The organism is Desulfosporosinus orientis DSM 765 (assembly GCF_000235605.1).
Lineage (GTDB): Bacteria > Bacillota > Desulfitobacteriia > Desulfitobacteriales > Desulfitobacteriaceae > Desulfosporosinus > Desulfosporosinus orientis.
This window is the reverse complement of sequence record NC_016584.1, coordinates 2,446,760-2,459,250: the sequence shown is the minus strand read 5'-3', so window position 1 is coordinate 2,459,250 and position 12,491 is coordinate 2,446,760. Positions and strand designations below refer to the sequence as shown.

The following is a 12,491-nucleotide window of genomic DNA, read 5'->3' as shown; positions in this document are numbered from 1 at the left end:
ATATCAAATCTACTTTTAAAAAGGACTTTAATATGAAGAAAATAACCAACGATCACGACCCTTCCGGATATATTCTGGAGAGCGAGCGCTTAAAGTTTCGCCATATAACCCCCAAAGATTTTGCTTCCCTTAAAGAAATGCTCTCTGACCCCCAGGTCATGTACGCCTGGGAACATACCTTTACCGACGATCAAATTCATGATTGGATAGAAACTCAATTATCCTTCTACAGGCAAGATAACGCAGGCTATTTTGCTGCGATTGAGAAAACCACCGGAGCTTTTGTGGGACAGATGGGGCTCCATCGCTGTGAATTCAATCAGCAAAGTGTCTTTGAAGTTTGTTACATGCTCAAGCACCGGAACTGGCACCACGGCTACGCTTTGGAGGGCATCAGGGCACTGACAGATTATGCTTTTGGAGAAATGGATTTGCCTGCAGTCTATGCCCAAATCAAAACAAATAACACTCCTTCCATAGCGGTTGCTGAATCAGCGGGCTTCAAGAAAAAAACAGTATTTATAAAGCATTACAACGGAAAAGATATGGAGCATTTCCTCTACTCCAAAACAAAAGACAGCCACGCCACGGCAAACATTCAGGTGAAACCGCTTATGATACCAACAACCAAGTGATCATGATTTCAATACAGCTCTTGACTATGATAATGTGTATATGCCAACGGCGAAACTGGTATTGACGCTATTGCCGATGCTCCCCTGGCTTACCTTATATGCAGGGTAATGACTATAACCAGATTACTTTTGCCAACGAAGAGTATGCACAGCAGGTGGTTTAGAGGTTAGACAGCAGATTTCAGCCATAAAATAGCAGAACCCCGGTCCGGCCACACCAGGGTTCTGCTTTTTGCAAGGAAGATATCAACATGACCACTACACTAAATAACAGCCCACTACACTATATTCCTTGCCTGGTCAAGTGTGACAAAGAGTAAGTGCATCAAACTACCCGAAGAGGTCCGATTTTGTTTTTGCGATAGGCATTAGCGTAATTTCTGCAGTATTTGTCCCTGCCAAGTAAAGCTTCATTAGCTAACAGGCAAGCCATCATATCTCTGTTAATCGGGTCAATAATGGCTGAATCCATTCCTGCCATCATCGCCATAGTCAGGAAACTTTGATTAACTACCTTACGCAAAGGCATACCAAAGGAGATATTGCTCAAACCAGAGGTAATCTTAATCGTAGGATACAATGCTTTGATTGCTTTCGTTGCCTCAACAAACTTAAGCAAAGATTGATTCTCAGCAGATAGGGCAATCACTAAAGGATCAATATGGATTCTATCCGGGGTAATGTCAAATTGAGCAGCCTTTTCGACAAGGACCTGGGCTATCTCAACCCTTCTTGTAACATCAGAAGGTATTCCCTTATTATCACAAGTTAAGGCTACTACCTGCCATTCCGTCCCTTTGATTAGAGGATAAATGATATCACATTTATCACCTTCCAAGGAAACGGAGTTAACCAGGCCGGGCCGCTTGGCATGCTTAAAAACCTCTTCAATGACCTTGGGGTTTGGGCTGTCGATACACAGGGGAGTATCAGTGACATCCTGTACAATATTCATCAGCCAGAGTAAGGTCTGAACTTCTATTTCAGGAGCCGTACTTGCACAGACATCGATAAAATCTGCTCCAGCCTCGGCCTGCTTAACAGCAATGTCACGAATAAACCCTTCATCTTTTTCCTCAATCGCTCTTTTCATACTGGGAATGGTTCCGTTAATTTTTTCTCCGATGATGATCATTCTTAGACCCATCCCTGGCAGATTTTGATTCCTTCAGCCGCGTTGACTGTAAAGGCATCGGCGCCAATCTGCTGACAGGCTTCAGCGTTGACCGGGTTGCCGCCAATAACGATCTTGATATCATCGCGCAAGCCCGCTTCCTCTATAGCTTCCACCGTCTTCTTCATTGAGCTGAGAGCCAGGGTCAGAACGCCGCTCATACCCAAAATATTTGGCTTCACTTCTTTAACCTTTTCAACGAAGGCACTGGGGGATACGTCTATACCCAGGTCATATACCTCAAAACCGGCGGCTTCGGACATTCCCTTAAAGATGTTTTTGCCGATGTCATGGAGATCCCCTTCAACTGTGCCCATGACGATGGAGCCAATTTTCGCAGACACTCCCTGACCCAGCACAGGCTTGATAATATCCAGCGCAGACATTAAAAGCTCTCCGGCAAAAATCAGGTCGCCTACGTAATACTCATTTTTTTCAAACAGGTCGCCCACTATGGTCATACCCTTTTGGCAGGCAGCGACCACATCCTGAGCTTCGGCCTCGGAAGGACCCCCTGCCACGAATTCATTGAGCATAGCCAGCACGGCTTTTTCGTCTAAATCACCCACGTATTGTGTTAGTTTTTGTAAGTCAATCATGATTAACCCTCCTATGTTTTTATCTTAAGTTGTGCTCCGTCTGTGAACTGGGAAATCACATGATCATGATAAACGTTAATCCCATCAAAAATCCTTCTCGTACGTTATCATCTTCGGGTAAAAAGTCCAATTCGTTTTTCAGTTCTTTAAACAGTTCATCAATTGTCTTTTCTTCGGACATTCTTATACCCCCTATCACGGCTTTTGCTTAATAAACTCCATAATTGTGGACAAATTCATTAACCGCTTTATAGTTTTCCGGGTTAACATCCCCCTGGGACAGCAAAACAAGATTGGTGCCAAAGATAAATCCCCCGCCCGGAGCGCAAGCATCGACCACCTTTTTAGCATGATCAATACATTCTTCCTTTGTTCCATACCTGAGCAGACTTAATGGCATCCCGCCGCAAATGGTAATTTTATCACCAAGTGCCTTTTTGGCTTGAGCTACATCATCTCTTTCAAAAGCGGCAATTAAGAATGACTTGGGCAGTTCTTGCAAAAACTCATAAAACCGTTCCCAGCTTCCTTCCAAAAAGGCGTATACTTTCCCCCCTCGTTCATGAATCGCCAGAAGAACTTTCTTATAAGCGGGCCAATAGAATTCGCCAAATTGCTTGGGGGACAGGAATTCCGGCATGTGCAGGGGCGTAAAGGTCCAGGGGAAAGGATCAATTTTGGGCGCGCCACCGGTTGAGATACCCATGCAAAATTCAGCTAACTTTTCCGTAGAAGCCTTTACTTTTTCCGGATTTCTCCGCAAGTCCGTTGTGGCTCCCACAAATCCCCGCATATAGTCAAATAAGATATCCATGGGTGAAATAACCAGGCTGTAGGAGGTAACGGGTATACCCAGCTTTTCTTTGAGATAAGCAGCGCCATTCCCTAATTTTGCTCCAAAATCAACCAGCTCTAAAGCCGCTGCTTTCAAGGCCTGTTTATTTTCCGGATAGGGCTTGTTAAGGGCAGGATATTTTCGTTTAAATAATACATTGCGGGTAAATTTGATTGGATCTTCAATGAAGGCATCATACTCATCTGCTTGCATGGGGGATATTTCCTGGTGCTGAAGGGTAGTGCCGTCATTGGATACGAAGTAAGCATTGGACCCTAAGGCTGAGTAAAGCTTCATTGCCCGATTCATAGAAAAGCCTAAGGTGCCGTCAAAGTAAATATCTTGAAATGGCTTGGCAAAGATCTCAAATTCTTTTTCATGACTTTCCAAACACTCATGGACCGTAGCACCGGCGTAAGAAATCGCCCAGGTTTCTATATTGGATAAGATCGGTACTCTGTCCGGTTCCTGATGATTAGTCGTTTCAACAAAACGTTTTACTCTTTCTTCAAATAGCTTTGCTGTATCCATTTATTTCAATCACCATCCTTAAGTTTATTTCAATTGTCAGTGTGGTGATATTATTATTTGACTTTCCACACTTACACCTTGACATATTTAATCTAAGCTGATACCACTTTTTCACCCCTTATTTTGAAGCCGATCATTTAGTAGCTACTGCAGCTGGATTAGCCTCAATTTGCCCCAGTGAAATCCCATCTTCTTCTTTTTCCGGAATAATCAAATTCAAAATAATGGCCGTTAAGGCACCTACGATAATTGCGGATCCCAACACATAGCTGATGAGAGAAGGCAGGCTATTAACCAGCTGGGGCGGTAAAAGACTGGCGCCGATGGTTGTTAGAATCGAAACCCCTACAACTAAATTATTGCGCTCGCTGAAAGGATAAACGCGAATACTGGCTAAACCGCTCATGACGACAGCAACACAGATGACAGCATATATTCCCCAGATAACGGATGAAGGGATTACAGCAATGAGATACATGAGTTTAGGACAAAGGGCCATGGCGATTGCGATAACGCCGGCTCCCAGGGCAGCATAACGGCTGAATACTTTGGTGACAGCAAGAACGCCGGAGTTCGAACCATAACTGGTAACTGGCATACCACCGAATAATGTCCCGATCAGACAGCCAAGGCCTTCCCCGATAACACCCCGGTCAATTCGTTGGTTATCCATAGTCTCACCAGAGAGAGCGGTATAGGTAAACCAAGTACCAATTGATTCAACCAAAACAATCAGCAAGATAAAGGTCATCACCAAACTAGCATTCAAGTCGAATTTCGGAGGGCCATATGGGAATAGTTTCGGAATGGAAAACCACGGAGCAGTTCCAACGGGAGACAAATCAACATGGCCAAACAAGGATGCGACAATTGTCCCCAGGACAATAGCATAAATTACGGAGCCGATGGAAAGAATTCTGCCTAAACTACTTTGAAAACTGCCCAGTCTCATGAAAATCAGCATCGCAGCAAATGTGACGCCGGCTTCAAGAAAGTTAATTCCAGGATTGCCTGGAATAGCAATTAAAGAATTCCAGGTTATAGGCATCAAGGCAAGACCAATGCAAATAATAACGGTTCCGGCTACAAGTCCGGGAATTAATCTGCTGACGATTTTACTGAAGATCTTTGTTACACCAATGACAATCAGGACACCTGAGCCTATCATTAAGGCCCCAAAAAGCGTGGCAAAGTCTGTTTTCATCCCGATTGAGATAATGGCTCCCAGGGTCGCAAAGGACATGCCTTGAATAACCTGGAATTTCAGAAAGAAACCGGATTGTACGATTGTGGCCAGGCCGCAGGCCAAAAATGTGAAGGCTATAAGTGCTGCGGCATCTTTAACATCTAACTGAAAAGCACCGATGAGAACAATGGGGCCTAAGAAAAAGTTACAAGCAAGTACAGATTGGAAACCATAGAATAATGACTGACTAATTGAAAGTTTTTCATCACTGTGAATGATTCTCTTTGAATTCTCCATACTTTTAATTACCCCCCTCTTTGTAATCCCTGATCAAACCCTGACAGCTTCTTCAGCTTCTTACGCCTGACTTACATAACCAACCACATGGTGAAGCCAAACACCATTTCTTCATAAGCCTGGGTATTGGCCTCAATCACGTCTTCATTTTCTTTACTGACTTCATTCTGTTCCAGATAATCCGACCAAGAAGTGTAGTATTCCGATTTGAATTCCATTTCATTTCCTCCTTTTTAGCGATTCGATAAAGGGCAATAATCTGGTTTTTCCATCCAATTAAAAACGAAAATTAATAGACAGCATATTCTTTAACAAACTCGTTGACGGCAATGATGTTTTCCGGATTAGCGTCAACTTGATTTAAAGCAACTTTATCAAAGGTAAATATATAATTGCCGCCAGGAGCCAGAATATCGATAATCTCTTTCGCCTTGCCAATACATTCTTTTTTCGTTCCACCGGACAGCAAGGTTAACGGGTAAAGTCCGGATATAATATGTTTTTTCCCGACTTTTTCTTTGATGGTTTTAGGATCTCCGTATTCGAACATCATTTGTACTCCTGCCGGCAATTCATTCAAATGATCAAGGAAGCGGCTCCAATCCTGTTCCACAAACAATAAGGGGTAGGCACCGGCAGCACATAATGCTTCTACCAGTTTCTTAAAGGTCGGCCAGTAAATTTTTTCAAAGTCGGCTTGCCTGAGATAAGGCGCCATGTGAAGGGGTATGAAGGTCCGTTTTTGTTTGGAAGAGTGGGGCTTGATTCCGGCTTTGATCATCATCGGCAGCACGGCTTCACAAGCCTCCATCACTTTGTCCGGACACCTGCGGATATCGATGCTAATGCCGCTGAAACTTCTGAACTGGTCCGCGATTTGATCAAAAGGAGCGATGGACTGACAGCCCACCCTGTCATATGCCAAACCATATTTTTCTGCCATCAAATCGTGATGAGGGAAGATCTGACCGTAAATGTCGCTATGGGCTTTCATAGCTTTGGCAAAAACCATGGACCGCTTCACAGGATTGGTGTCCAGGTTTTTATACAAACGAGGCAGTACTTTGTCATGGGTAAACTTATAGGGATCAGCAATCAGCTCATCATATTCCTCCGGCTTCATTCCTACCACTTCCGGGTGCTGGATCTGACCTGAGGAAGACATGCGAAAATTCTCCGCGCCAAGAATATTGTATACAGGCATGATGCGAGTAAAGGTAGCAGGGTTGATATCGGATTGGAAAGATTTAGCCCCCACTTCAATCATGTCTTTAAACTTGTCCACATCCCATTGAATTCTTCGCAAATCTTCTCCGGCGTACTGCATAATGTAGGTAATATCCATCCAGGTATAAACCGGTACTCTTTTCGGAATCCTCCCTTCGTCAATATCGATGAAAAGCTGCTGGGTTTCCTTAGCCTGCTCTAGCATCACAAAAAATCACGCCTTTCTTTTTGAGTCTTCAAAATAAATTTTCAGTTAAGAATTCTTGAACTTATTATTCTTGTAATTGCAAATACTATGCCAGCCTGAAATGCTTTAAAATTCAGTACCTTTATAATCCCATCCACTGTCTTTGATACAAAAACGTATTGGATTAACTCAAAAGAGCGGAAAAAAGCTGTTTATTTAACGCTCCCTCTTTAATTAAGAAATGTATTGTTAAGTGATTCAGTATTGTATCAGTTCTGCGGCAACGGCATAGACGGCCACCCTGAAAAAAGCTTCCTGGGTAGACAGCGGGTCGGTTCTTCTGTCCATCTCTGGGGCGGAGCGCTTTTCTAGCTATGTTAATCCGTGCGAAGACAGTGTCTTCGGGCACCGCGGCATCAGTCCATCCGTGGACTAGTCCCTGCGGCGCGCTGCGGGGACGCGAACCGTCGGCGCTCGTCTTATCGCGGCTCCACTCACGCATCCGCTTAGCTGAAAAAGCGCTCCCTCTGCAGTTTATTGGGAGCGGAAGCTGAACTTTGGGGGCTCGGGTTAGACTTCGGATTCTTTAGCAATTTTCATCATCCGCTGGTGCCTCACCGCGGCATGAACGGCTACTCTGAAAAAGCAACCCTAATCCCCCCAAGACAGTCTAAAGCCCCCCATAGACCTGAAAGCCAGGGCAGCTTCGTCCACAGAAGCAAACCCATTGCATGGAGAGGCGATAAAAGCCCACAAGCGGCTGCGGGGATTGCGAAGCCAGGTTCACTCCAAGTATTACCCAGAGGTTTGGCTGAGCTCCCGCGGCCGCGCGTGGGCCAGCCTCGGAATGCTGCGGTGCGCGGATGTGGCGAAACTGCCCGGCCCAGGGACCCCAAACTGCCCGGCCCGGACACGTCCCCTCTTCACCCTTGGGAATGCTGCCGCAACATCAGCATAAAGCCCAATTGTAAGAAAAAACCTCACGATCTCTCGTAAGGTTTTCTCATTAATTTAGTCTCCGCTGCCCGTTTCTAAAGGTTAATCACACCCAAATTCAGACTTGCCTGAAACTCAATATCCTCAATGCGCTTGCTGCTGCCTTCAAACTCAATTTCCAGACGATACTTGCCGCTGTTCTCCTCAAGTCTGTCAATTTTGAAGTCACCAAAAGCATCGGTCTCTGTTTCACAAAGCTGTTGACTGTCCCGGAAAAGCTTTACCCTTGCCCCCTGAACGCAATCCTCAGCTCCATTGTGCATTCTTGCTACACTTCCGGCAAGAAAGCACTTATTAAAACGGTAGAGATTTTTGTAATAGACGGCAGGATGAGTCCCCCATTCCGGGTGGAGCACCTCCAGCTGCTGGGATTCAATCAGGTCATTGAGCAGGGATTCTTCAACCTGCTCTGCCCGCAGGGCACCTGTCGGGCAGGCTTGAACGCAGCGAGGCTGCTTCCAGCCCTCATCCAGGAGGTGAGCGCAAAAAGTACACTTCTGGGGAACTTGTAACTCTTCATTCCAGTAGATGGCGTTATAGGGACATGCCTTAACAACCTCTTTCAGTCCCTTGGCTTTGACGGGGTCAATCTGAACAATACCGTCCGGCCGCTGGCTTATACTCCCCTTTCCTGCTTTAACACAGGGAGGATTACTGCACTGCATGCAGGGGGTCGGCCGATAGGCTGCATCAATTAAAGGATATTGCCCTCGTTCCCGGCGCTCAATATTCATCCAGCGCTGGCCGTGAAGAGGCTGGGCCAGGGTATAGCCGGGCCAGTCATTCCCTACATGCTCATCTTTACAAGCCAGAAAGCAGTTATTACAATCTTCGCATTTTTCCACATCGATGATTAAATGCCATTTTTTCATAGCTCCTCCCCCTCTCCATTCCACTTTTCAATTTGAACGAGACAGGAATTATAGGCACCGCTATGAGATTTCTTAATCATCATGCGGCTGGAGGTGAGCTGGTTGATACACCCTCCCCGATCAGGGGATTTTCCAGGCTTACCGATGGGATCGTAATTAGCAGAAGACTCGTAGGAATGCACGGTGCCCGGGCGGATCCGCTGAGACAATTGGGCAGCCAGAATAACGGCTCCCCGGTCGTTATAGGCTTTAATCAGGTCATTTTCCTTAATGCCCCGGGCCCTGGCGTCGTCCGGATTAACCCGGATGATCCAGTAATAATAACCATCGATCAGGACGCGATGGTCTTTGATGTCGTTGAGGGTGCTGTCTTTGCCATCGCTCTGAGTGTGGAAAGTGAAGCGGGGATGGGGAGAAAGCAGCAGCAAAGGATACTTCTGATAAAGCTCACTGTGGGGGCCTTCCCAAGAGGGATTATATTTCATAACCGGCGGGCGTTCAGGGTCGTTGGGGTCAAAGCGTTTGAGGCTTGAGGATTCAAACTCCAGCTTCCCGCTTTGGGTTCCTAATCCCCGTTTGTACTCCCCGCTATAATCTCCGGGCAGCGGAGTCAGCTCCGGCGTGTCCTTGAGACGGTCTTCGGCATACCAGCGGAAGGCCACGGGGTCCCGGCGGCTTTCCGGCAGGGGCGGAACCACGTAATAGCCTTTTTTCAGGAAGTTCTTCCAGGAAACATTGTAAGGCAGATCCGTGGCATGGAAGTAACGCTTGCACCAATCAAATTCGTTACTGCCCTCGGAGAACACCGTACCAAGGCCTAAGCGTTTAGACAAATCCGAGAAGATTTGGAAGTCGGACTTGGACTCGCCCAAGGGCTCGATGCATTTATGCTGAACCACAGCCACCCGGTGGTTGACCTGGGTGAAGGAATGCTGGATATACCCTCCGCAATTGGCAAATTCGCTGATGTCCCAGCGTTCAAAGTTGGTGCAGGCGGGTAAGATAATGTCGGCAAACTTCGTTTCCCCCTCGAACCAGATCCCTTGATTCACTACAAACTCCAGGCTTTCCGTGGCATACATCTTGACATAGCGGTTGGTATCGCACATGGTGCCGAAGTGGGAGCCCCCATATTTGTAATACATTTTCACCGGGGAATAGCCGGGAGCCGGATAAGCAAATTTAAAGAACTGGCCTTCGATAGTCGAGGGATCCGTTGGATACCCCTCGCAATGTCCGTCCATAATGGCTTCGGGAATTTTAAGACGGGGTACAATCTGCTTCACAGAATTGACGGATGGAGCGGAAGGCAGGCGCTGATACATGCTGACGGCAGCTCCTGTCCCAAAGAGGTCTCCGGACATACCGCCTTCGGAATAACCCGGGAAGAAAAAGCGGGTATCCACGGGGGTTCCCTGCTGCATACCGCCCATATTGACGCCCGGCTTGCCCAGACCCTGCATGGCCATCAGGTAGATCATACCCCGGGCCCAGTCTGTTCCCGTTGCGCTGCGGCAGGCACCGCCGAAGCCGTGGATACCGCCGGCTGCCAGATAGGTCTTTTTTTTGCCCCATTCTCTGGCTAAAGCCCTAACATCTTTAGCGGGCACGCCGGTTTCAGCTTCCTGCCATTCCGGTGTTTTAGGTATGCCGTCCTCTTTACCCAGGACATAATCCTGCCATTTGTCGAAACCGGTGGTTCTCTTCTCCACATAGTCTTTGTCATATAGGTTCTCGCTGATCCAAACATAGGCGATGGCGCAGATCATAGCGCTGTCCGTGGCCGGCTTGGGGGCCAGCCATTTACCGCCCAGCAGGGCCGCAGTATGGTTAAAGAAAGGGTCGATATGAACCATGGGAATACCCAGCTCCTTGAGCCACTGGCGGCGGATGGTTCCCTCATGAGCGCCATAAACTCCGGAAGTGGATTCCGGGTCACTGGACCAAAAGACCACCATTTCGGCGTTCTGCAGGCAGTCCTCCACGGTATTATAACTCTCCCCTCCGCCGTTGTGGGCGCTGAACCCCCAGTGGTGCATGCCCCCCCAAAACCAGCCTTCCCAACTGTCCGGGTTGTGAACAATCTGAGTCCAGCCCAGAGCGTTAAAAAAGCGCATCCGGGCGCTCAGCCAGTAGCCTAAAGCTCCCCAGGTATGGTGGGAACCGCTCCCGTTCATAATGGCACCGGGTCCGTACTGCTGTTTAACCCGCCGTATCTCGCCGGCGACAATGTCATAAGCCTCGTCCCAACTGATCCGTTCATAACCGGAAATCCCGCGGTTTTGAGGATTTCTTTCCCCATTGGGGTCAAAGTCAACCCGTTTCATAGGATAGAGCAAGCGGTCTTTGGAATAAATCATAGATTTCCAGGCCAGGGTATGCTGATTCACTGTGGTCTTGCGGGGAGGAGTAAAACTTTTGCCCCGGGCACGGATCGTCCATGATTCAGCATCTTCTTCATCAAATTCAATGGGAGTAATCCGGATGATTTTGCCATCTTTGACATAGACAAAGACCGGACCGCCATTGGTATTATTGGTATAGCGTGTAATTCCATTTCCCATCGCTTGGCCATATTCAGTGATAGGGCTCATCATCATCTTGAGAATTTCCGCAAACCAAATGACGTATTCATCCGCTCCGATCAGTTCCATTTGAAAGTTCTTGGCGGCATTGACGAATTCCAGCATATCAAAGTTTGGTTTTAAGAGACGGGCGGCGATCTCCGCGGATTCAAAGGACATAGTACAATCAGGGGAGGGGTGAAGTCCTGCTGAAGAGTGAACTTTCCCCCCTTGGATTAAATAATGCCGGGCTTGGGAATTATCCCGCAGCTTCATTTGGATTACGGCATCTTTCTCTTTCAGGCTGGATCGGATTTCCGGATACTTGCCGGCTGCCCGGTTGAGCATTTTATCTAAAGCAAATAGAGTAAGGTCAAATTGCATTTGTTTTAAAGACACTTGGTTCCCTCCCCTCATTTATAACTATTATAATTGAATTCGGCTTAAAAACCACCGTAGGGGTAAACTCTTTCCGGTACGTCATTCAAGTCATCTTCATCGATTTCCGCAACGCAGCGAGCCATGGAACCATCCCCCAGGTACCAGCGGAGGGGGAAGCAATAAAAGCGGAAGCGTTTGCCGGATACCTTGTCCAGGTTACCGCCCAGATTTTCAACCCCGACAATGCCGTGACCCAGCATGTACTTGTGGCAGGGCTCCCAGGTACCCCAGCAGCCGATTGCTTCCAAAGCACCAAATTTTTGATCATATGCTTCCTGACCATGAACTTTGATATAAGCTTCTTTGTCAAATTCCGCATAGGCATCCATCCCGAATTGTTCGATGTATTCTTCGGTGATGGGTTTGCCGGAAGCTCCGATCAGGTTCATGCGGGTCATGCCGTTGTTCCCCATTGCCGTGTGGAGAGGATGGTCCAGAGCCTGACTATCCATAGCGACGCACTTAACCTTGTGCTCCACAAACCACTTGCCGGCATCGATACCGGTACCGCAGGAGTAATGATAGTATTCCTTGGAATCGTCAAACTTACGATGCATACCCGTATTTAAACAAACAATCATCCCTTCCAGTTCACTGGGCTTGATGCCAACTTTTTCACAGGCAGCCTCCAGGTGCTTGGGACCAATCAGTCCCCAGCGTTCGATCTCGATAGGCAGGCAAATGGCATCGCCGGTGTAGGCATCCACTGGCATCTCATGGGTGTAACGAGCTCTTTTGCCATCGAATTCCACTTCCATAACGTGACGGGGAGCATCGCAATGAGTACCGGTGTGCATTGTACAGGTGATCTTTTGGGTGAGAACGCCGCCTTTGGCCATGGTATGGGCATTATCGATGACCGGCTTGTCAAAATAAGGCCAGCGGGGAATTTCCGCACTGAAAGGATGGGTCAGGTCTACAAATACTTTTTTGCTCATGTTAATTTC

General features: G+C 47.3%; 11 protein-coding genes. 1 reads left to right on the top strand and 10 read right to left on the bottom strand.

From position 1 onward, the window contains the following. Positions 1–32 precede the first annotated feature (32 nt). Complete coding sequence (locus DESOR_RS11490) at positions 33–635, top strand: GNAT family N-acetyltransferase (RefSeq protein WP_014184763.1); 603 nt, start codon at positions 33–35, stop codon at positions 633–635. A gap of 325 nt (positions 636–960) precedes the next feature. On the opposite strand, the gene DESOR_RS11485 is transcribed toward DESOR_RS11490, so the two are convergent. The 10 genes from DESOR_RS11485 to DESOR_RS11445 all read right to left on the bottom strand — a co-directional run bounded on the left by DESOR_RS11485 (position 961) and on the right by DESOR_RS11445 (position 12,482). Beyond that, positions 961–1,770 carry a methyltetrahydrofolate cobalamin methyltransferase gene (locus DESOR_RS11485; protein ID WP_014184762.1) on the bottom strand — a complete coding sequence of 270 codons (810 nt, stop codon included), beginning with the start codon at positions 1,768–1,770 and terminating at the stop codon, positions 961–963. Between the two features lie 2 nt (positions 1,771–1,772). Continuing rightward, positions 1,773–2,408, bottom strand: coding sequence for a cobalamin B12-binding domain-containing protein (locus DESOR_RS11480; protein WP_014184761.1), 636 nt, complete (start codon positions 2,406–2,408; stop codon positions 1,773–1,775). 55 nt (positions 2,409–2,463) lie between these two features. Next, entirely contained in the window at positions 2,464–2,589 is a 126-nt protein-coding gene (locus DESOR_RS30605; RefSeq protein ID WP_014184760.1) for a hypothetical protein, read from the bottom strand. Positions 2,590–2,616: 27 nt separating this feature from the next. Further along, positions 2,617–3,774, bottom strand: coding sequence for a uroporphyrinogen decarboxylase family protein (locus tag DESOR_RS11475; protein WP_014184759.1), 1,158 nt, complete (start codon positions 3,772–3,774; stop codon positions 2,617–2,619). A 133-nt stretch (positions 3,775–3,907) separates the two neighbouring features. Beyond that, positions 3,908–5,257 (bottom strand): uracil-xanthine permease family protein, encoded by a 1,350-nt coding sequence (locus tag DESOR_RS11470; protein ID WP_014184758.1) that lies wholly within the window; start codon positions 5,255–5,257, stop codon positions 3,908–3,910. Positions 5,258–5,328: 71 nt separating this feature from the next. After that, complete coding sequence (locus tag DESOR_RS29345; protein ID WP_014184757.1) at positions 5,329–5,475, bottom strand: hypothetical protein; 147 nt, start codon at positions 5,473–5,475, stop codon at positions 5,329–5,331. Between the two features lie 71 nt (positions 5,476–5,546). Continuing rightward, positions 5,547–6,689, bottom strand: a complete 1,143-nt coding sequence (locus tag DESOR_RS11465; protein ID WP_014184756.1) for a uroporphyrinogen decarboxylase family protein — start codon at positions 6,687–6,689, stop codon at positions 5,547–5,549. A gap of 1,013 nt (positions 6,690–7,702) precedes the next feature. Then, a complete protein-coding gene (locus tag DESOR_RS11455) occupies positions 7,703–8,539 on the bottom strand; it encodes a 4Fe-4S dicluster domain-containing protein (RefSeq protein WP_014184755.1) in 837 nt (278 codons plus the stop codon). After that, on the bottom strand, positions 8,536–11,502 hold the full coding sequence (locus DESOR_RS11450; protein WP_014184754.1) for a molybdopterin-dependent oxidoreductase: 2,967 nt from the start codon (positions 11,500–11,502) through the stop codon (positions 8,536–8,538). The genes DESOR_RS11455 and DESOR_RS11450 overlap by 4 nt, the downstream gene beginning before the upstream one ends. A 44-nt stretch (positions 11,503–11,546) precedes the next feature. Beyond that, positions 11,547–12,482 carry a cyclase family protein gene (locus tag DESOR_RS11445; RefSeq protein ID WP_014184753.1) on the bottom strand — a complete coding sequence of 312 codons (936 nt, stop codon included), beginning with the start codon at positions 12,480–12,482 and terminating at the stop codon, positions 11,547–11,549. Positions 12,483–12,491 lie beyond the last annotated feature (9 nt).

Coding starts and splice junctions, on each gene's coding strand:
- DESOR_RS11465 (WP_014184756.1), bottom strand. CDS start 6,689: ATGCTAGAGCAGGCTAAGGAAACCCAGCAGCTTTTCATCGATATTGAC.
- DESOR_RS11475 (WP_014184759.1), bottom strand. CDS start 3,774: ATGGATACAGCAAAGCTATTTGAAGAAAGAGTAAAACGTTTTGTTGAA.
- DESOR_RS11445 (WP_014184753.1), bottom strand. CDS start 12,482: ATGAGCAAAAAAGTATTTGTAGACCTGACCCATCCTTTCAGTGCGGAA.
- DESOR_RS11480 (WP_014184761.1), bottom strand. CDS start 2,408: ATGATTGACTTACAAAAACTAACACAATACGTGGGTGATTTAGACGAA.
- DESOR_RS11485 (WP_014184762.1), bottom strand. CDS start 1,770: ATGATCATCATCGGAGAAAAAATTAACGGAACCATTCCCAGTATGAAA.
- DESOR_RS11490 (WP_014184763.1), top strand. CDS start 33: ATGAAGAAAATAACCAACGATCACGACCCTTCCGGATATATTCTGGAG.
- DESOR_RS30605 (WP_014184760.1), bottom strand. CDS start 2,589: ATGTCCGAAGAAAAGACAATTGATGAACTGTTTAAAGAACTGAAAAAC.
- DESOR_RS11470 (WP_014184758.1), bottom strand. CDS start 5,257: ATGGAGAATTCAAAGAGAATCATTCACAGTGATGAAAAACTTTCAATT.
- DESOR_RS11455 (WP_014184755.1), bottom strand. CDS start 8,539: ATGAAAAAATGGCATTTAATCATCGATGTGGAAAAATGCGAAGATTGT.
- DESOR_RS29345 (WP_014184757.1), bottom strand. CDS start 5,475: ATGGAATTCAAATCGGAATACTACACTTCTTGGTCGGATTATCTGGAA.